This is a genomic window from Pseudomonas sp., assembly GCF_030684895.1.
Classification (GTDB): Bacteria; Pseudomonadota; Gammaproteobacteria; order Pseudomonadales; family Pseudomonadaceae; genus Aquipseudomonas.
Genome location: NZ_JAUXXP010000062.1, coordinates 20,262 through 39,736, shown reverse-complemented (window position 1 = coordinate 39,736; position 19,475 = coordinate 20,262). Strand labels below are relative to the sequence as shown.

Sequence of the window (19,475 nt, the reverse complement as noted above, 5' to 3'; positions counted from 1 at the left end):
AGCATGGACGGCGACCTGGCCGATCTGCCCTCGCTGTGCGCCGAAGCGCGCCGCGCCAAGGCCTGGGTGATGGTCGACGATGCCCATGGCTTCGGCCCGCTGGGCGCCACCGGCGGCGGCATCGTTGAGCACTTTGGCCTGGGCATGGACGATGTGCAGGTGCTGGTCGGCACCCTGGGCAAGGCCTTCGGTACGGCCGGCGCCTTTGTTGCCGGCAGCGAGGAGCTGATCGAAACCTTGGTGCAGTTCGCTCGCCCCTACATCTACACCACCAGCCAGCCACCGGCGCTGGCCTGCGCCACCCTGAAAAGCCTGGAATTGCTGCGCAGCGAGCACTGGCGACGCGAGCATCTGAATGCATTGATCAAGCGCTTCCGCCAAGGCGCCCAGGCCATCGGCCTGGAGCTGATGGACAGCGCCACGCCGATTCAACCAATCCTGATCGGCGACAGTGGTCGCGCCCTGCAGCTGTCACAGATGCTGCGCGAACGCGGTCTGCTGGTTACCGCGATTCGACCGCCCACCGTACCGTCCGGCAGCGCCCGCCTGCGCGTGACCCTGTCCGCCGCGCATAGCCTGGCGCAATTGGAGCTGCTGCTGGAAGCCCTGGCCGAATGCTGGCCGCTGCTGGCTGGCGAGGCTGCCGCCCGTGCGTGATCGGCTGATTCTGCTGCCCGGCTGGGGCCTCGGTGTCGCGCCGTTGCAGCCGCTGGCCGAGGCCCTGCGCGGCCTTGATCCACGTTTGCAGGTGCAGGTCGAACCGCTGCCTGTATTGGATTCCAGTGACCCGGCCGACTGGCTGGATGAGCTGGACGCCAACCTGCCACAGGACGCCTGGCTCGGCGGCTGGTCTCTGGGTGGCATGCTCGCCGCCGAACTGGCTGCGCGTCGTGGCGAACGCTGCAGTGGCGTGCTGACCCTGGCCAGCAACCTGCGATTTGTGGCTGAGCCAGGCTGGCCTGCGGCGATGTCTGCCGAGACTTTTAACGCCTTCCGCCAGGGCTGCGCCGCCGATGCCTCCGCTACCTTGAAGCGTTTTGCTCTGCTTTGTGCCCAGGGTGCGGCGGATGCTCGCGGCCTGTCGCGGCAATTACAGGCGGCGGCTCCGCAGGCGCAGCCCGAGCTGCTACTGGCCGGGCTGGATCTGCTCGCCGACCTGGATACGCGGACTGCACTGCAGGCCTTTGTCGGTCCGCAATTGCATCTGTTCGCCGGTCAGGATGCCTTGGTTCCGGCGAGCGCCGCGCAGGCCTTGCTGGCGCTGCTGCCGGATGTCGAGATCGGCCTGATCGATAACGCCAGCCACGCCTTTGCCCTGGAGCGCCCGCATGAAATTGCCGCAGCGATTCAGGCCTTTCTGCATGAGGCCGGTGATGACTGATCTGGCCCATGAACCACTCGGCGGCCTGCCGGACAAGCGTCAGGTAGCGGCGTCGTTCTCCCGCGCGGCTGAGAGCTACGACAGCGTGGCAGCTCTGCAGCGCAATGTCGGTCAGCAGTTGCTGGCGCAGCTACCGGCCACGATCAGCCCGGCGCGTTGGCTCGACCTGGGGTGCGGCACGGGCTATTTCAGCCGCGCCTTGGGCGAGCGTTTTCCCGCCAGCCAGGGCGTGGCTGTGGATATCGCCGAAGGCATGCTGCAGCACGCCCTGCCGCTGGGCGGCGCGCAGCAGTTTATTGCTGGCGATGCCGAGCGTTTGCCGTTGCGCGATGCGTCCTGCGACCTGCTGTTCTCTAGTCTGGCGCTGCAGTGGTGCGCGGACTTTGCCGCCGTGCTCAGTGAAGCCGCACGGGTGCTGCGCCCCGGCGGCGTGCTGGCCTTTAGCAGCCTGTGTGTCGGCACCCTGCAGGAGCTGCGCGACAGCTGGCAGGCGGTGGATGGCTTTGTTCACGTCAATCGCTTCCGCCGCTTTGAGGATTATCAGCGCCTGTGCGGCGACAGCAGCTTGGCGCCGCTCACCTTGCACGTCACGCCAGAGACTCTTTATTACCCGGATGTGCGCAGCCTGACCCATGAGCTAAAGGCCCTAGGTGCGCACAACCTCAACCCCGGCCGGCCAGGCGGTTTGACCGGGCGGGCGCGCATGCTGGCGCTGCTCAATGCCTATGAACAGTTCCGCCAGCCGCAAGGCCTGCCGGCGACCTATCAGGTGGTTTACGGCGTACTGCGTAAGGATTGATATGAGCACGACTTTTTTCGTCACCGGCACCGATACAGAAATCGGTAAAACCACCATCGCCGCCGGTCTGCTGCATGCGGCGCGAATGGCGGGGCTGTCGACTGCGGCGGCCAAACCGGTGGCATCCGGCTGCGTGCGCACAGCGGATGGCTTGCGCAACGACGACGCCCTGGCGCTGCTTGGCGAATGCACCCTGGCGCTGCGTTACGAGGAGGTCAATCCGCTGGCATTCGAGCCGGCGATTGCCCCGCATCTGGCCGCGCGCGAAGTGGGTGTATTGCTGGATGTTGCCGCGCTGCAGGGGCCGGTGCAGGCGATTCTGGATAAGCATGCGGACTTTACCCTTGTCGAAGGCGCGGGCGGTTGGCGCGTGCCGTTAGCTGGGCAGGCGTCCTTGTCTGATCTGGCAGTTGCTCTGCAGTTACCGGTGATTCTGGTGGTTGGCGTGCGCCTGGGCTGCATCAATCAAGCGCTGCTGACGGCAGAAGCAATCCTGCGTGACGGCCTGACGCTGGCTGGCTGGGTGGCCAATCTGGTCGACCCGCACACCTCGCGCCTTGAAGACAATCTGGCCACCTTGGCCGAACGTCTGCCTGCGCCCTGTCTGGGCTATCTGCCGCGCCTGGCTGAGGCCACGCCGGCTGCGGTTTCCAGCTATCTCAATCTCGATTTGTTGCACCGCGCGCTATAAGCAGGCCAGGTGCCATAGCCTTTTGCTTGTACGTTTTTCGAGCAATTTCTGCTTCAATTGAAGCGTTAGTGGTTTGCCATAGCGGAGCTTGGGCATGGAAATTTCTGGAAGCGCCTTCAACTCGGGCATCAGCACCATTCAGTCTGGCCAGCGTCGGGTCGATCAGGCTGCGGCGGATATCGCCAGCAATGCGGTTACCCAGCCACAGCAGCCGACCTCCACGCCGCCGGCCAATCAGGTCAATCCTGCACCCAGCTCGGCCGAGCAGACGCGCCCCGATTTGGCGGAAAGCCTGGTCGCCCTGCGCCAAGGTCAGAATGAGGCGGAAGCGGGAGCCAAGGTGGTGAAAACCGCCGATGAAGTGCTCGGTACCCTGATCGATACAACGGCTTGATACGCTTGCCCCGAGCGTAGTCCGGCTCTGTTGCGGAGTTTTAGCAGCCAGGGGCGAGGAGTCATTGCATGCAGATTGGCGGCGCATCGTCTTATCCTGCGCCTGCAGCAACTCTACTGCCGGCTCGGCTTCTTGCGTCCAATGTTTCCCCTGATGTGTCCCCCGATATCACCCGCGCCGCCCAGGCGCCGATAACTGCCAGCCAACCGCTGGCCGATGAGCAATCGGCGTCGGCGCGGGAAGAAGCCGATAAACCAGCCGACGCCTCGGCCAATTCCGATAAGTCGAAAACTGCTGAAGGTGAGCCCAGCCCGCAGCAGCAACGCCTTGAGCAACTGGAAGTCACTAAGCTGGTTAGCCGTGATCAGGAGGTGCGCACCCACGAGCAGGCGCACGCAGCCATCGGTGGCCGCTATGCCGGTGCGCCGAGCTATACCTATGAGCGCGGTCCGGACGGTAAGCGCTATGCGGTAGGCGGTGAGGTGGGCATCGACACCAGCCCGATCCCGAGCGACCCGGAAGCCACCCTGCGCAAGATGGAGGTGGTGATCCGCGCCGCCCTGGCGCCTGCCGAGCCGTCGGCACAGGATCGTCAGGTGGCGGCGCAAGCCCAGGCGCAAATGGCCGAAGCGCGTGCCCTGTTAGCGCAGCAGCAGCGCAGTGAGGCAGAGGCCGCCAGTGAAGCGCGTGCCGAGCAGCGGAAAAAAGCCGAGGAAGAGAAGCCGGAGGAGGAGGAAAAATCCACCGCGCCTGTCCAGCAGGATCGGCCGCCACCACCTAGTCTTGATCTGTACAAGCAGCTCAGCGGTTTGCAGGCGCCGGCCCCGGTTGTCGATCTGGTGGCCTGAACGGCGCTTGGGGTGCTTGACATTAAATAGGCATAAACGTATGTTTCAAACGCTTGTTTGATTAGCTCGGTTGCCAAGGGGCAGACGAGCACCGGGATTGCTCCCGAAAACGACCGAATAACCGGTCACCTACACACTAAGAATCCACCGCAGAGGTCAACCGCTATGCCTGATTACAAGGCCCCCTTGCGTGATATCCGTTTCGTACGCGACGAACTGCTCGGCTACGAAGCGCATTATCAGAGCCTGCCTGGCTGCCAGGACGCTACTCCGGACATGGTCGACGCCATCCTTGAAGAAGGCGCCAAGTTCTGTGAGCAAGTGCTTTCGCCACTGAATCGTGTAGGTGACACCGAAGGTTGCACCTGGTCCGCCGAAGGCGTGAAAACCCCTACCGGCTTCAAAGCTGCCTACAAGCAGTATGTAGAAGGTGGCTGGCCGAGCCTGGCCCACGACGTTGACCACGGCGGCCAAGGCCTGCCGGAGTCCCTGGGTCTGGTTGTCAGCGAAATGGTCGGTACCTCGAACTGGTCGTGGGGCATGTACCCAGGCCTGTCGCACGGCGCGATGAACACCATTGCCGAGCACGGTACTGACGATCAGAAGCACACCTACCTGACCAAACTGGTATCCGGTGAATGGACTGGCACCATGTGCCTGACCGAGCCGCATTGCGGCACCGATCTGGGCATGCTGCGTACCAAGGCTGAGCCTCAGGCTGATGGCTCGTACAAAGTATCCGGCACCAAAATCTTCATCTCCGCTGGCGAACACGACATGGCCGATAACATCGTCCACATCGTGCTGGCCCGCCTGCCCGACGCGCCGCAAGGCACCAAAGGCATCTCGCTGTTTATCGTGCCGAAGTTCTCGGTTAACGCTGACGGCACCGTTGGCGCACGTAACGCCGTTTCCTGTGGCTCGCTCGAGCACAAGATGGGCATCCACGGTAACGCCACCTGCGTGATGAACTTTGACGGTGCTACCGGTTACCTGATCGGCCCGGCGAACAAAGGCTTGAACTGCATGTTCACCTTTATGAACACCGCGCGTCTGGGTACTGCTCTGCAAGGTCTGGCTCACGCTGAAATCGGTTTCCAGGGCGGCCTCAAGTACGCTCGTGAGCGTCTGCAAATGCGTTCCCTGACTGGCCCGAAAGCGCCGGAAAAAGCCGCTGACCCGATCATCGTCCACCCGGACGTGCGTCGCATGCTGCTGACCATGAAAGCGTTCGCCGAAGGCAACCGCGCTATGGTGTACTTCACCGCCAAGCAGGTTGATATCGTCAAGTACAGCAAAGACGAAGCCGAGAAGAAGCAAGCCGACGCACTGCTGGCTTTCCTCACGCCTATCGCCAAAGCATTCATGACCGAAGTTGGCTTTGAAGCTGCCAACCACGGCGTACAGATCTATGGCGGCCACGGCTTTATCGCCGAGTGGGGCATGGAGCAGAACGTTCGCGACAGCCGTATCTCCATGCTGTACGAAGGCACCACCGGTATCCAGGCACTCGACCTGCTGGGCCGTAAAGTGCTGCAGACTCAAGGCGAAGCGCTGAAAGGCTTCACCAAGATCGTGCACAAGTTCTGCCAGGCCAACGAAGGCAACGACGCTGTCAAAGCGCTGGTTGCACCACTGGCCAAGCTGAACAAAGAGTGGGGCGACATCACCATGAAAGTGGGCATGGCCGCCATGAAGGACCGTGAAGAAGTCGGCGCCGCTTCGGTGGATTACCTGATGTATTCCGGTTACGTCTGCCTGGCTTACTTCTGGGCTGATATGGCTCGCCTGGCTGCCGAGAAGATTGCTGCAGGTACTGAAGACGAGGCTTTCTACAAGGCCAAGCTGCAGACTGCCAACTTCTACTTCGCACGCATTCTGCCGCGCACCCGTGCGCACGTTGACGCCATGCTGTCTGGTGCCAACAACCTGATGGATATGGACGAAGAGCATTTTGCTCTGGGCTACTAAGCCTTAGGCTCCAGCGCAGGTCGAAAAACCGCTGCCCCTTGGGGTAGCGGTTTTTTTTGGCTAATCAAAAGTCCCAGGCAGCTTGTCGATTTGCCTGTCAGGTTCCGTGCGCATCGCGCTCGTTACAGGCAAACTGCGCGGCGTTATCCACTTTTTATCGCCGTGTGGAGCCCGTCTTGTCGCGTCTTGCTGCTGTGCGCTTCAGCCATTTTCTGCCTTCGCTGCTGCTTCTAATCAGCGGTTTGCTGTTGGCGCGGCTGGCGGTGTTGAGCGAATTTTTCACCTCGTTGTTCAATGTGCTGCCCACCCTGCTGCTGTTACTCGGCGGCGCGTTCTGCCTGGTCTATGGCCGTCAGCGCGAGGTGTTTCTGCTGCTGACGCTGTACCTCGGTTACTTCCTGCTCGATACCCAGGTCGATCACTTTCGCGCCACGGGACAGGTGCGCAGTGATGCGGCGCTGATCTTCCATCTGTGCAGCCTGTTGCTGCCGCTGCTCTACAGCCTTTACGCCGCCTGGCAGGAGCGTACCCACCTGCTGCAGGATCTGATCGCCCGCGCCGCAGTTTTGCTGGCAGTCGGTGCGGTGGCGGTGGGCCTGGCGCAGCGCTTTCCCGAGGCGTTACTGCACTGGTTGTCGCTGGTGCGTTGGCCGGCGCTGCAGGTTGAATGGCTGGCGCTGGTGCAGCTGGCCTACCCGGTATTTATCCTCGGTCTGATTCTGCTGCTGGTGCAGTACTTACGCGCGCCACGGCCGCTGCATGCGGCGCAGCTGCTGGGGCTGTGCGGCCTGCTGTGGATGCTGCCGAACACTTTTATTCTGCCCAATGCGCTGAATGTGATGAGCAGCCAGATCATGCTGATCCTGGTTGCTGCCGTGGCGCACGAGGCCTATCAGATGGCCTTCCGCGACGAACTCACCGGCCTGCCGGGACGCCGCGCCTTGAATGAACGCCTGCAGCGTCTGGGCCGCAGTTATGTGATCGCCATGGCCGACGTCGATCATTTCAAGAAATTCAACGACAGCCATGGCCACGATGTCGGCGATCAGGTGTTGCGCCTGGTCGCCGCCCAGCTGCGCAAGATCGGCGGCGGGGGCAAGGCTTACCGCTATGGCGGCGAGGAGTTCACCCTGGTGTTTCCCGGCAAGACGCTCGACGAATGCCTGCCGCACCTTGAAGTGATACGTCAGGCCATCGAAACCTATCGCATCCAGTTGCGCGATAAACAGCAGCGCCCGCAGGACGATAAACAGGGCAGAGCGCGGCGGGCCGGCAGCGCGGCGAGTCAGGTGTCGGTGACCGTCAGCATGGGCGTGGCTGAGCGCGGGTTGGAGCAACGCAGCCCGGAGGAAGTACTCAAGGCCGCCGACCAGGCGCTGTATAACGCCAAGAGTGCCGGGCGTAACTGTGTGCGCAGTTATGGGCAGCGGCGCGGGGCGGTCAAGCTGGATACCGCGCGGGGTTAAGACTGCCGGCGAATGGCAGTGTATTCAGCATCTGCACTGTGATTGTTGCGGCGCGGCATGGGCCTTAGCGTAGAGCACTAATCCACGCTCTAGCTGACGGAGATTCCAGCATGCCCGAGTACAAAGCCCCCCTGCGCGATATGCACTTTCTGATCGACGAGGTCTTCGACTTTCATGCCGGCTACGCCGCGATGGGTGCCAGCGACGCCACTCCGGATATGGTCAGCGCGATCCTCGCCGAGGGTGCGAAGTTCTGTGAGCAGGTGCTGGCCCCGCTGAACCGCTCCGGCGATGAAGAGGAATGTCAGATCAACGACGGCGTGGTGACCACGCCCAAGGGCTTCAAGGAAGCCTTTGCCCAGTACGTTGAAGGCGGCTGGAACGGTCTGGCGGCTGACCCGGCCTATGGCGGTCAGGGCCTGCCGCATTCCCTCGGCTTGCTGATCGGCGAAATGGTCGGCGCCAGCAACACCTCCTGGGGCATGTACCCCGGCCTGACCCACGGCGCGATGTCGGCCATTCACGCCCACGGTACCGAAGCGCAGAAGCAGACCTACCTGAGCAAACTCACCGAAGGCAGCTGGACCGGCACCATGTGCCTGACCGAAGCCCACTGCGGCACCGACCTGGGCCTGATCAAGACCCGCGCCGTGCCCCAGGCCGACGGCAGCTATGCGGTCAGCGGCAGCAAGATCTTTATCTCCGCCGGCGAGCACGATATGAGCGAGAACATCGTTCACCTGGTGCTGGCCAAGCTGCCCGACGCGCCGGCCGGTACCAAGGGCATCTCGCTGTTTATCGTGCCCAAGTTTCTGCCCAACGCTGAAGGTCAGGCGGGGGAGCGCAATGGCGTTAGCTGCGGCTCGATCGAACACAAGATGGGCATCAAGGCCTCGGCCACCTGCGTGATGAACTTCGACAGCGCCACCGGCTACCTGATCGGCGAGGCCAACAAGGGCCTCAACTGCATGTTCACCATGATGAACCACGCACGCCTGGGCACCGGCATGCAGGGGCTGTGTCTGGGTGAAACCAGTTTCCAGGGCGCGATCAAGTACGCCACTGAGCGTCTGCAGATGCGTGCACTGACCGGGCCGAAAGCGCCGGATAAAGCCGCCGACCCGATCATCGTGCATCCCGATGTGCGGCGCATGCTGCTGACCATGAAGGCGTTCAACGAAGGCAACCGCGCCTTGGCCTATTTCACCGCGCAGCTGATCGATCAGGCGCACCGTGGCGACAGTGCCGAGCAGCGTGACGAGGCGGAGAACCTGTTGGCTTTCCTCACGCCGATCTGCAAAGCCTTTATGACCGAGACCGGCCTGGAGGTGACCAACCACGGCATGCAGGTATTCGGCGGCCACGGTTTTATCCGCGAGTGGGGCATGGAGCAGCTGGTGCGCGACTGCCGCATTGCGCCTATCTATGAAGGCACCAACGGCATCCAGGCCCTCGACCTGCTCGGGCGCAAGGTGCTCGGCAGCCAGGGCAAGCTGCTGCGCGGCTTTAGCAAAATCGTCCACAAGTTTTGCGAGGCTCAGGCCGAGCATCCGCAGCTCAAGGGCTATGTCGCCCAACTGGCGACGCTCAACCAGCAGTGGGGTGCGCTGACCCAGAAGATCGGCATGGCGGCGATGAAGAACCCGGACGAAGTCGGCGCGGCGTCGATGGATTACCTGATGTACTCCGGCTACGTCATCCTGGCCTACTTCTGGTTGCGCATGGCCCTGGTGGCCGAGCAGAAGCTGGCGGCAGGCGCGAGTGATGCAGCGTTCTATCAGGCCAAGCTGGCGACCTGCGAGTTCTACTTCAAGCGCCTGTTGCCGCGCACCGCCACCCACCTGGCCGGTGCCGAGGCAGGCAGCGAATGCCTGATGCGTTTGCCGGCCGAGCACTTCGCCCTCTGACGGGTGGTTACAGGCCCTGCAAAGCCCGCCATCCGGCGGGTTTTGCCGTTACATGGAGCCTGTCTGGCCTAACAAACGAATGGTGACCTACTGGTCATGACGCGACGCTATGTGTCTAAAAAGTTGTTCGGTTAGACTCCCTGCACATCTTTACACCTACTGCTTCACATCTGCTGCTCGTCCGAGGATTTGCCCCATGGCTGACTACAAAGCTCCCCTGCGCGATATGCGCTTCGTGCTCAATGAAGTGTTTGAAGTTTCCAAGCTGTGGGCCCAATTGCCGGCCCTGGCTGAAGTGGTCGATGAAGACACTGCAGCGGCCATTCTCGAAGAAGCTGGCAAGGTCACCGGCGGCGTGATCGCCCCGCTGAACCGCAGTGGCGACGAAGAAGGCTGCTCCTGGGTCAACGGCTCGGTGAAAACCCCAGCCGGCTTCCCGGACGCCTACAAAACCTACGCTGAAGGCGGCTGGGTGGGCGTCGGTGGTGACCCGGTATTCGGCGGCATGGGCATGCCCAAGGCGATCTCGGCCCAGGTCGAGGAAATGGTCAACTCGGCCAACCTGTCGTTTGGCCTGTACCCGATGCTGACCGCCGGGGCTTGCCTGTCGATCAACGCCCACGCCAGCGAAGAGCTGAAAGAGAAATACCTGCCGAACATGTATTCAGGCCAATGGGCCGGTTCCATGTGCCTGACCGAGCCGCACGCCGGCACTGACCTGGGCATTATCCGCACCAAGGCCGAGCCGCAGGCTGATGGCAGCTTTAAGATCAGCGGTACCAAGATCTTTATCACCGGCGGTGAGCACGACCTGACCGAGAACATCATTCACCTGGTACTGGCCAAGCTGCCGGACGCCCCAGCGGGCCCGAAAGGCATCTCGCTGTTCCTGGTGCCGAAGTTTATGGTCAACGCCGACGGTTCCCTGGGCGAGCAGAACAGCCTGTCCTGCGGCTCGATCGAACACAAGATGGGCATCAAGGCCTCGGCCACCTGCGTGATGAACTTCGACGGCGCCACCGGCTGGATCGTTGATGCGCCGAACAAAGGCCTCGCCGCCATGTTCACCATGATGAACTACGAGCGTCTGGGCGTTGGCATTCAGGGCTTGTCCCTGGGCGAGCGCAGCTACCAGAACGCCGTGGAATACGCCCGCGACCGTATCCAGAGCCGCGCGCCGACTGGCCCGGTGGCAAAAGACAAAGCTGCCGACCCGATCATCGTGCACCCGGACGTGCGTCGCATGCTGCTGACCATGAAAGCGCTGAACGAGGGCGGCCGTGCCTTCTCCAGCTACGTGGCCATGCAGCTCGACACCGCCAAGTTCAGCGAAGACGCCGCCACCCGCAAGCGTGCAGAAGAGCTGGTTGCCTTGCTGACTCCGGTGGCCAAAGCCTTCCTCACCGATATGGCGCTGGAAACCACCACCCACGGCCAGCAGATTTTTGGCGGCCACGGTTATATCCGCGAGTGGGGCCAGGAGCAGTTGATTCGCGACTGCCGCATCACCCAGATCTACGAAGGCACCAACGGTATCCAGGCCCTCGACTTGGTCGGCCGTAAAGTGGTCGGCAGCGGTGGGGCGTTCTACAAGCACTTTGCTGACGAGATCAAAGCCTTCACCGATTCGGCTGATGCCTCACTGGCCGAGTTTGTTAATCCGCTGAAAGACGCTATCGCCAACCTGGAGCTGATGACCAGCGATCTGCTGGAACGCGCCAAGGCCAACCCGAACGAAGTCGGCGCTGCCTCGGTCGAGTACCTACAGGTATTTGGCTACACCGCCTACGCCTACATGTGGGCCCTGATGGCGCGCACCGCGCTGGCCAAGCAAGATCAGGACGAGTTCTACGTCAGCAAGCTGGGCACCGCGCGCTTCTTCTTCGCCCGCCTGCTGCCGCGTATCCACTCGCTGACTGCTTCGGTTAAGGCCGGTAGCGAGAGTCTGTATCTGCTCGACGCCGCGCAGTTCTAAAGATTGCTTGGTAACAACAAAACCCTGGACCAGCGCCTAATGCTGTTCACATAAGAAAAATGCCGCTTTCCCTTGCCTGGGAAGCGGCATTTTTTGTGCTCACAGCCGTAGGATGGGTGCTAACCCATCAGCCAATTGATGGGTTAGCACCCATCCTACGGTCTATAAACCAGAGCCCCGGCCAAGTGCCGGGGCTTTTGCGTTTAAGGGTCTGAATTTGTCTGGCGCTAAACCCAGTTGTCGCTTAGCAGATCAATGGCGTCCTGCCCGGCGCTGGCCGGCTCCAGTCGCGCCAGGTAGAGGCCGCTGCGGCCATGGCTGGTCAGCCGCCAGGGGCCGACTTCGTCTTGTGCCAGCAAGCCTTGGCCGGCGTTCAGGCTCGCGGGCGCGGTGCCGGCCCTGGCGCACGTCAGGCCAGCGCCGCTGCAGCAGTAGATAAACAGCACGGCGCTGCTGTCGAGCCACTGCTGGCCCTGCAGCTCGCGGTATTCCAGGCGGTGTTGCCAGCGATTACGACGGCTCATCAGATTGAAGTCCTGCACCGGGCCATCAAGCAGTTCGGCCTGCACGTCCAGCTCGCCGGGAAAAGCCACCACCGGGGTGTGGCTATCGAGCTCGAGGCTGATCTGTTCTGGCAGATTCAGGCGCAGTCCCGCGCCGCTGAGCAGGCCCAGGCTACGGTCGATGCCGGGGTAATGAGAGAAGGGGCCGGCGCTTTCCACCCGCGCGCTGCTGATACGCCACTCAAAGTTGCTTAGATCCGCGTCAGGCGGTGCGATGGCCAGTTCCAGGGTCACGCCCTTGCCGTTCTTCCATGGCAGTTGGCGGGCGCTGCGGCTGTCGATAATACGAATGCTCACGGCGGTTGCTCATGCAAGTTGTTTGCGTATGTATATACATTAACGTTTTGCGGCTGCACAGAGGCTATGTGAGCCGAGCCTTGCCGTTCGTCTGCTGCTGGGCTTTGCTGTTGAACAGCATGCGCCGTCTATCTCGGTGATTTCTTTGGTTATGCCTTTGCACGGGCATATGGCGGTTGTCGCACGGCAGTGATTATTCGGTGACGAGCGGGGTTGACGACTGCAGGGTCGAATAATATTGTATATACAAGTTCGCTCAAGGAGAGCCCCATGTCCCCGTCCGCCCCGCGCCTGCTTTGGCGCGAGCTCTGCCTCTTTGATGGCCTGACCACGCTGGCTGAGCCGATCAATTTGCTGGTGGCGGATGGCAAGGTCGCAGGGCTGTGGCCTACCAGCGCATTTCCTGACGCTATGGCTGAGGGCGCGGTCGAAGCCGGGCGTGGCGGGGTGATGACCCCGGGCCTGGTGGATTGCCATACGCACCTGGTGTACGCCGGCAACCGCGCCGCTGAGTTCGAGCAGCGCCTCGAAGGTGCCAGCTACGCCGAGATCGCCAAGGCCGGCGGCGGCATTCTCAGTACCGTGCGCGCCACCCGTGCGGCCAGCGAGGACGAGCTGCTGGCGCAGAGCCTGCCGCGCTTGCAGGCGCTGCTGGACGACGGTGTGACCACCCTGGAAATCAAATCCGGCTATGGCCTGAGCACCGCTGATGAATTGAAGATGCTGCGCGTCGCTCGTCGCCTGGGCGAGTTGCTGCCGCTGCGCATCACCACCACCCTGCTCGGCGCCCACGCCTTGCCGCCGGAGTTCGCAGGCGACAGCGATGGCTATATCGTCCTGGTGTGCAACGAGATGATCCCGGCGGCCGTTGCCGAAGGCCTGGTCGATGCGGTGGATGTGTTCTGCGAAAACATTGCCTTTAGCCCGGCGCAGTGTGAGTTGGTGTTCCAGGCTGCGCAACGTCACGGTCTGCCGATCAAGGTGCACGCCGAGCAGCTGTCCAACCAGGGCGCCAGCGCCCTGGCCGCGCGTTATCAGGGCCTTTCGGCCGACCATATCGAGTTTCTTGACGAGGCGGGGGTGCAGGCCATGGCCGCCGCCGGCACCGTGGCCACCCTGTTGCCGGGGGCCTTTTATACCCTGCGCGAAACCCAGTTACCGCCCATCGCTCTGCTGCGTCAGCACAACGTGCCGATGGCCCTGGCCAGTGATGCCAACCCCGGCACCTCGCCGATCTGCTTTCCGACCCTGACCCTTAACCAGGCCTGCACCCTGTTCCGTTTGACGCCTCGCGAAGCGCTGGCCGGTATGACCGCCCATGCCGCCTGCGCCCTCGGCCGCCCAGATCTCGGGCGGATCGAGGTTGGGGCCCCCGCCGACCTGTGCCTGTGGGATGTGCAGCAACCTGCCGAACTGGCCTATGCGGTACAGCCGGGGCGGCTGCGTCAGCGCATCTTCAACGGCGCCATTAGCTACAGCAAAGAGGCCAACAGCCATGCACGCTGATCGTCATTCCATGCAGCTCTGGCAGGGCCGCATCGACCCGGAAGCCGACAGCCCGCGCTGGCATCAGCGCATTCAGGCACTCAGCGCGGACAGCCAGCCTGGCGTGGCCCTGCTCGGTTTCGCCAGCGACGAAGGCGTGCGCCGTAACCATGGCCGCGTGGGTGCGGTAAATGGTCCACTGGCCATGCGCAAGGCGTTGGCCAACCTGGCCTGGCATCGCCAGGGCGCGGCCTATGACGCCGGTGATGTGCTGTGCGCCGATGGCGATCTGGAAGGCGCCCAGGCGCGCCTCGGCCATAACGTCTGCGCGCTGCTGGATGCCGGGCATCTGCCCATCGTGCTGGGCGGCGGCCATGAGGTGGCCTTTGGCAGCTGGCAGGGCATTGCCGAGCACTTGGCTGGCGGCACGCCTCGCATTGGCATTATCAATTTCGACGCGCATTTCGACCTGCGCGACCCGGCCCATGCCCGTTCCTCCGGCACACCTTTCGCGCAGATCGCCGAGCAGTGCGCTGCGCGTGGCTGGCCGTTTGCCTATGCCTGCCTCGGCGTCAGCCGCGCCAGCAATACTCGCGCCTTGTTCCAGCGCGCTGTCGAGCTGAATGTACTGGTGCGCGAAGACCGCGAGATTCGCGAGGCCAGTCTGGCCGCCATCAGCGCCGAACTGTCGGCCTTTATCGCCGGCTGCGACGCGATTTACCTGACCATCGATATCGACGTGCTACCGGCCTGCGAAGCACCGGGCGTCAGCGCCCCGGCAGCGCGTGGCGTGCCGCTGGCGCTGCTTGAGCCGCTGCTGGAAACCGTTCGCGACAGCGGCAAGTTGCGCCTGCTGGACCTGGCCGAACTCAACCCCGAACACGATATCGATAGCCGCACCGCCAAGGTCGCGGCGCGGCTGATTCACCTGTTGACCCTGACCGGCTAAGCGCTACTTGGCCTCTTCCCTGACAACAATAAATACAGAGGAATGCACAGATGACACCCTTCACCCAGCACCGCTACGGCAGCAGCCCGGCACCCCGTTTGTCGCGCGCGGAGAGCCGTCATGTCTGAACAACTTACGGCGCTCGCCAGCGTGTCCAAGGGTCGCGCCCTGGCCCGGTTGCTCGGCTACAGCCTGATCGGTCTGCTGATCTTTTTTGTGCCGTTCGCAATCGGCGGCCGTTCGACCATCCTCCTCGACCATGCTGCCAGCGCCCTGCAAACCCATGCGCGGCCGCTGGTGATCGCCATTGCCATGCTGTTTATGCTCTACGGCGCACTGCAGCCCTGGTTCAGCGGCAGCTGGCGCGGCGACCTGACGCGCACGGTATTCAGCGTGCTCAAGGTGTTCGGTCTGCTGATCGGCGTGGCCTATCTATTTCGTGTCGGCCCCGAGGTGCTTTATCAGCCGGGCATGCTGCCGTTTCTGTTCGACAAGCTGGTGCTCAGCTTGGCGCTGATCGTGCCGCTGGGTGCGCTGGCCCTGGTGTTTCTGATCGGCTTCGGCCTGCTGGAACTGGTCGGTGTGCTGATGCAGCCGGTGATGCGGCCGATCTGGCGTACGCCGGGCAAGTCGGCGATTGATGCGGTAGCCTCGTTCGTCGGCAGTTATTCAGTGGGCCTGTTGATCACCGACCGCATGTACCGGCAGGGCCACTACAGCGTGCGCGAGGCGGCAATTATCGCCACTGGCTTCTCCACGGTGTCGGCGCCTTTTATGGTGATCATCGCCAAGACCCTTGGCCTGATGGAAATCTGGAATCTGTATTTCTGGAGCGCGATGCTGGTGACCTTTGCCGTTACCGCCGTCAGCGCGCGCATCTACCCGTTGTCGCGTCTACCTACTGAAAGCCGTCCCGAGCCGCAGTTGCAAGCAGGCGAAAGCCGTATCGCCAGCGCCTGGCGTGCAGGGCTGAGCCAGGCGGCCAGTGCGCCCTCGCTGCTCAGCGCGCTGCGCGAGACCTTTGTTGATGGCCTGCGCATGACCGCCGCGATCTTGCCGAGCATCCTCGCCGTCGGCCTGCTTGGTTTGCTCGCCGCCAAGTACACCCCGGTCTTTGATGCCCTCGGTGTGTTGTTTTATCCGCTGACCTGGCTGTTTGGCCTGAATGAACCGATGGAGGTGGCCCGCGCTATTTCCTCCGGCCTGGCGGAAATGTTCCTGCCGGCCATGTTGCTGAAAGACGCCGACATGCTGGTCAAGTTCGTCACCGCCATCGTCTCGGTGAGCAGCGTGCTGTTTCTCTCTGCCTCGATTCCCTGCGTGCTGGCCACCCGTATTCCCCTGCGTCTGCGCGACCTGTTGCTGGTCTGGCTGCAGCGCACGTTCTTAAGCCTGTTGTTCAGCATTCCGCTGGGCTACCTGGCGCTCTACATCGGCTGGCTGTAAGCCGCCCACACCTGACGATTTGTTGATAAGGAGCCTCTTAATGAGCCTTTTCCGTGACACCGAAATCCGCGCCGCCCGTGGCACCACGCTGACCGCCAAAAGCTGGCTGACCGAAGCGCCGCTGCGCATGTTGATGAACAACCTCGACCCGGACGTGGCCGAGAACCCCAAGGAACTGGTGGTGTATGGCGGCATCGGCCGCGCCGCGCGCAACTGGGAGTGCTACGACAAGATCGTCGAAGTGCTGACCCGCCTGGAAGACAACCAGACCCTGCTGATTCAATCCGGCAAGCCAGTTGGCGTGTTTGAGACCCATAAAGACGCGCCGCGCGTGCTCTTGGCCAACTCCAACCTGGTGCCGCACTGGGCCACCTGGGAGCACTTCAACGAACTGGATGCCAAGGGCCTGGCCATGTACGGGCAGATGACCGCCGGCAGCTGGATCTATATCGGCAGCCAGGGCATCGTCCAGGGCACCTATGAAACCTTCGTCGAGGCCGGTCGCCAGCACTACGGTGGCAGCCTCAAGGGCAAGTGGGTACTGACTGCAGGCTTGGGCGGCATGGGTGGCGCGCAGCCATTGGCAGCGACCCTGGCCGGCGCCTGTTCGCTGAATATCGAGTGCCAGCAATCGCGTATCGATTTCCGCCTGAAGACCCGTTATGTCGACGAGCAGGCCAGCGATCTGGACGACGCCCTGGCGCGTATCGACAAGTACTGCAGCGCAGGCAAAGCGGTGTCCATTGCCCTGTGCGGCAACGCAGCGGAGATCCTGCCGGAGTTGGTACGCCGTGGCGTACGCCCGGACATGGTCACCGACCAGACCAGCGCCCACGACCCGCGGCACGGTTACCTGCCTGCCGGCTGGAGCTGGGACGAGTACGTGGCGCGCGGCAAGACCGAGGAGGCCGTGGTGGTCAAGGCCGCCAAGCAGTCCATGGCCGTGCACGTACGTGCCATGCTGGCCTTCCAGCAGATGGGCGTGCCGACCTTCGACTACGGCAACAACATTCGCCAGATGGCCCTGCAAGAGGGCGTCGACAACGCCTTCGACTTCCCTGGTTTCGTCCCGGCCTATATTCGCCCGCTGTTCTGCCAGGGCATCGGCCCGTTCCGCTGGGTGGCGCTGTCCGGCGACCCGGAGGACATCTACAAGACCGATGCCAAGGTCAAGGAACTGATCCCAGACGACGCCCACCTGCACAACTGGCTGGACATGGCCCGCGAGCGCATCAGCTTCCAGGGCCTGCCGGCACGTATCTGCTGGGTCGGCCTGAAAGACCGCGCACGCCTGGCTCAGGCTTTCAATGACATGGTGGCGAGCGGCGAGCTGAAGGCACCGATCGTCATCGGTCGCGACCACCTGGACTCCGGCTCGGTGGCCAGCCCCAACCGCGAAACCGAGTCCATGCAAGACGGTTCCGATGCCGTTTCCGACTGGCCGTTGCTCAACGCCCTGCTGAATACCGCCGGCGGTGCGACCTGGGTGTCGCTGCACCATGGTGGCGGCGTCGGCATGGGCTACTCGCAGCATTCTGGCGTGGTGATCGTCGCCGATGGCACGCCGGAAGCCCGTGCTCGTCTTGGCCGCGTGCTGCGTAACGATCCAGGCACCGGTGTGATGCGTCACGCTGATGCGGGCTATGACATTGCCGTCGATTGCGCCCGTGAGCAGGGCCTCGACTTGCCTATGATTGGCGCCACTCAAGGAGCCCGAGCATGAGTCTATTCATCCTACACCCTGGCCAGTTGACCCTGGCCCAACTGCGCGCCGCCTACCAGGCACCGCTGCGCTTGAAGTTGGCAGAGTCGGCCTACCCGGCCATCGAAGCCAGTGTCGCCTGCGTCAACGGCATCATCGCCGAGGGCCGCACCGCTTACGGCATCAACACCGGTTTCGGCCTGCTGGCTTCGACCCGCATCGCCAATGAGGATCTGGAAAAACTCCAGCGCTCGCTGGTGCTGTCGCACGCCGCCGGCATCGGTGCGCCGCTGGACGACGCCATGGTGCGGCTGATCATGCTGCTCAAGGTCAACAGCCTGGCGCGCGGCTTCTCTGGCATTCGCCGTCAGGTGATCGAGGCGCTGATCGCTCTGATCAACGCCGAGGTCTACCCGCATATCCCGCTCAAGGGCTCGGTCGGTGCCTCCGGCGACCTCGCGCCGCTGGCGCATATGTCGCTGGTGCTGCTCGGTGAAAGCCAGGCGCGTTATCGCGGTGAGTGGCTGCCGGCAACTGAAGCGCTGGCCATCGCTGGTCTGCAGCCGATGACCCTGGCGGCCAAGGAAGGTCTGGCGCTGCTCAACGGCACCCAGGTGTCGACTGCCTATGCCTTGCGCGGGTTGTTCGAGGCCGAGGATCTGTTCGCTGCGGCCAGCGTTTGCGGCGGCCTGACTGTGGAAGCCGCGCTGGGCTCGCGTGCGCCCTTTGATGCGCGCATCCATGCCGCTCGCGGCCAGCGCGGGCAGATCGACGCGGCGGCGGTCTATCGTCATCTGCTCGGCGACAGCAGCGAAGTCGGGCGCTCCCATGAAGCCTGCGACAAGGTGCAAGATCCTTACTCGCTGCGTTGCCAGCCGCAGGTGATGGGCGCCTGCCTGACTCAGCTGCGTCAGGCTGCCGAGGTGCTGGCGGTGGAGGCCAACGCAGTGTCGGATAACCCGCTGGTGTTCGCCGCCGAAGGCGAGGTGATTTCCGGTGGCAACTTCCACGCCGAGCCGGTGGCCATGGCCGCCGACAATCTCGCCCTGGCCATCGCCGAAATCGGTGCACTGAGTGAGCGGCGCACCTCGTTGATGATGGACAAGCATATGTCGCAGCTGCCGCCGTTTCTGGTGGCCAATGGCGGGGTCAACTCCGGCTTTATGATCGCCCAGGTCACCGCCGCGGCCCTGGCCAGTGAGAACAAGGCCCTGGCCCATCCGCACAGCGTCGACAGCTTGCCGACCTCGGCCAACCAGGAAGACCATGTGTCCATGGCCCCAGCTGCTGGCAAGCGCCTGTGGGAAATGGCCGCCAACACCCGTGGTGTGCTGGCCATCGAATGGCTGGGCGCCTGCCAGGGCCTGGATTTCCGCGAAGGGCTGAAAAGCTCGCCGCTGCTCGAACAGGCACGTCAGGCCCTGCGCGCGCAGGTGCCGTTCTACGTAGAAGACCGCTTCTTTGCTCCGGATATCGAGGCCGCCAATGCCCTGCTCGCCGAGCGCGTGCTGACCCCGTTGTTGCCGGGCGGGGTATTGCCGTCGCTGGCGTAGCCCGGATGAAATCCGGGGGCTCGGGTGTGGCCCGTCCCGGATTGCATC

The 19,475-nt window shown here is 63.1% G+C and carries 16 protein-coding genes; 15 read left to right on the top strand and 1 reads right to left on the bottom strand.

What is annotated here, in order from left to right; translation table 11 throughout:
• From Q8M42_RS14835 to Q8M42_RS14790, 10 genes are all read left to right on the top strand, one after another.
• Positions 1-657: aminotransferase class I/II-fold pyridoxal phosphate-dependent enzyme (locus Q8M42_RS14835; RefSeq protein ID WP_305284349.1), on the top strand; the 657-nt coding region annotated here is incomplete at its 5' end.
• On the top strand, positions 650-1,381 hold the full coding sequence (locus Q8M42_RS14830) for an alpha/beta fold hydrolase (protein ID WP_304871154.1): 732 nt from the start codon (positions 650-652) through the stop codon (positions 1,379-1,381). The genes Q8M42_RS14835 and Q8M42_RS14830, both read left to right, overlap by 8 nt.
• Positions 1,374-2,180 carry a malonyl-ACP O-methyltransferase BioC gene (gene bioC / locus Q8M42_RS14825; protein WP_304871152.1) on the top strand — a complete coding sequence of 269 codons (807 nt, stop codon included), beginning with the start codon at positions 1,374-1,376 and terminating at the stop codon, positions 2,178-2,180. The genes Q8M42_RS14830 and bioC overlap by 8 nt, the downstream gene beginning before the upstream one ends.
• Before the next feature lies 1 nt (position 2,181).
• Positions 2,182-2,871, top strand: a complete 690-nt coding sequence (gene bioD / locus Q8M42_RS14820; RefSeq protein ID WP_304871151.1) for a dethiobiotin synthase — start codon at positions 2,182-2,184, stop codon at positions 2,869-2,871.
• Positions 2,872-2,965: 94 nt separating this feature from the next.
• Complete coding sequence (locus Q8M42_RS14815; RefSeq protein WP_160014726.1) at positions 2,966-3,265, top strand: hypothetical protein; 300 nt, start codon at positions 2,966-2,968, stop codon at positions 3,263-3,265.
• 155 nt (positions 3,266-3,420) lie between these two features.
• A complete protein-coding gene (locus Q8M42_RS14810; protein WP_304871149.1) occupies positions 3,421-4,113 on the top strand; it encodes a putative metalloprotease CJM1_0395 family protein in 693 nt (230 codons plus the stop codon).
• 165 nt (positions 4,114-4,278) lie between these two features.
• Complete coding sequence (locus Q8M42_RS14805; protein WP_304871147.1) at positions 4,279-6,084, top strand: phenylacyl-CoA dehydrogenase; 1,806 nt, start codon at positions 4,279-4,281, stop codon at positions 6,082-6,084.
• Between the two features lie 176 nt (positions 6,085-6,260).
• Complete coding sequence (locus Q8M42_RS14800; RefSeq protein WP_304871145.1) at positions 6,261-7,550, top strand: GGDEF domain-containing protein; 1,290 nt, start codon at positions 6,261-6,263, stop codon at positions 7,548-7,550.
• Positions 7,551-7,660: 110 nt separating this feature from the next.
• Complete coding sequence (locus tag Q8M42_RS14795; protein WP_304871144.1) at positions 7,661-9,457, top strand: acyl-CoA dehydrogenase C-terminal domain-containing protein; 1,797 nt, start codon at positions 7,661-7,663, stop codon at positions 9,455-9,457.
• A 196-nt stretch (positions 9,458-9,653) separates the two neighbouring features.
• Entirely contained in the window at positions 9,654-11,432 is a 1,779-nt protein-coding gene (locus Q8M42_RS14790) for an acyl-CoA dehydrogenase C-terminal domain-containing protein (protein ID WP_304871142.1), read from the top strand.
• Positions 11,433-11,659: 227 nt separating this feature from the next.
• Here Q8M42_RS14790 and Q8M42_RS14785 read toward each other — a convergent pair whose 3' ends face one another.
• Positions 11,660-12,292: a HutD family protein gene (locus Q8M42_RS14785; protein WP_304871140.1), complete on the bottom strand. Its 633-nt coding sequence runs from the start codon at positions 12,290-12,292 to the stop codon at positions 11,660-11,662.
• A 270-nt stretch (positions 12,293-12,562) separates the two neighbouring features.
• Here Q8M42_RS14785 and hutI point away from each other — a divergent pair, with 270 nt between their 5' ends.
• The 5 genes from hutI to hutH all read left to right on the top strand — a co-directional run bounded on the left by hutI (position 12,563) and on the right by hutH (position 19,427).
• Complete coding sequence (gene hutI / locus Q8M42_RS14780; RefSeq protein WP_304871138.1) at positions 12,563-13,798, top strand: imidazolonepropionase; 1,236 nt, start codon at positions 12,563-12,565, stop codon at positions 13,796-13,798.
• Positions 13,788-14,726 (top strand): formimidoylglutamase, encoded by a 939-nt coding sequence (gene hutG / locus Q8M42_RS14775; protein ID WP_304871136.1) that lies wholly within the window; start codon positions 13,788-13,790, stop codon positions 14,724-14,726. The genes hutI and hutG overlap by 11 nt, the downstream gene beginning before the upstream one ends.
• 120 nt (positions 14,727-14,846) lie before the next feature.
• Positions 14,847-16,172, top strand: a complete 1,326-nt coding sequence (locus Q8M42_RS14770; protein ID WP_304871134.1) for a YjiH family protein — start codon at positions 14,847-14,849, stop codon at positions 16,170-16,172.
• 40 nt (positions 16,173-16,212) lie between these two features.
• Positions 16,213-17,895 (top strand): urocanate hydratase, encoded by a 1,683-nt coding sequence (hutU, locus tag Q8M42_RS14765; protein WP_304871131.1) that lies wholly within the window; start codon positions 16,213-16,215, stop codon positions 17,893-17,895.
• Positions 17,892-19,427 carry a histidine ammonia-lyase gene (hutH, locus tag Q8M42_RS14760; RefSeq protein WP_304871130.1) on the top strand — a complete coding sequence of 512 codons (1,536 nt, stop codon included), beginning with the start codon at positions 17,892-17,894 and terminating at the stop codon, positions 19,425-19,427. Before hutU ends, hutH begins: the two co-directional genes overlap by 4 nt.
• Positions 19,428-19,475 lie beyond the last annotated feature (48 nt).

Bases quoted from the DNA above. Each gene is read 5' to 3' on its own strand.
- bioC (WP_304871152.1), top strand. From the start codon at position 1,374: ATGACTGATCTGGCCCATGAACCACTCGGCGGCCTGCCGGACAAGCGT.
- bioD (WP_304871151.1), top strand. From the start codon at position 2,182: ATGAGCACGACTTTTTTCGTCACCGGCACCGATACAGAAATCGGTAAA.
- Q8M42_RS14815 (WP_160014726.1), top strand. From the start codon at position 2,966: ATGGAAATTTCTGGAAGCGCCTTCAACTCGGGCATCAGCACCATTCAG.
- Q8M42_RS14805 (WP_304871147.1), top strand. From the start codon at position 4,279: ATGCCTGATTACAAGGCCCCCTTGCGTGATATCCGTTTCGTACGCGAC.
- Q8M42_RS14795 (WP_304871144.1), top strand. From the start codon at position 7,661: ATGCCCGAGTACAAAGCCCCCCTGCGCGATATGCACTTTCTGATCGAC.
- Q8M42_RS14790 (WP_304871142.1), top strand. From the start codon at position 9,654: ATGGCTGACTACAAAGCTCCCCTGCGCGATATGCGCTTCGTGCTCAAT.
- hutI (WP_304871138.1), top strand. From the start codon at position 12,563: ATGTCCCCGTCCGCCCCGCGCCTGCTTTGGCGCGAGCTCTGCCTCTTT.
- hutG (WP_304871136.1), top strand. From the start codon at position 13,788: ATGCACGCTGATCGTCATTCCATGCAGCTCTGGCAGGGCCGCATCGAC.
- Q8M42_RS14770 (WP_304871134.1), top strand. From the start codon at position 14,847: ATGTCTGAACAACTTACGGCGCTCGCCAGCGTGTCCAAGGGTCGCGCC.
- hutU (WP_304871131.1), top strand. From the start codon at position 16,213: ATGAGCCTTTTCCGTGACACCGAAATCCGCGCCGCCCGTGGCACCACG.
- hutH (WP_304871130.1), top strand. From the start codon at position 17,892: ATGAGTCTATTCATCCTACACCCTGGCCAGTTGACCCTGGCCCAACTG.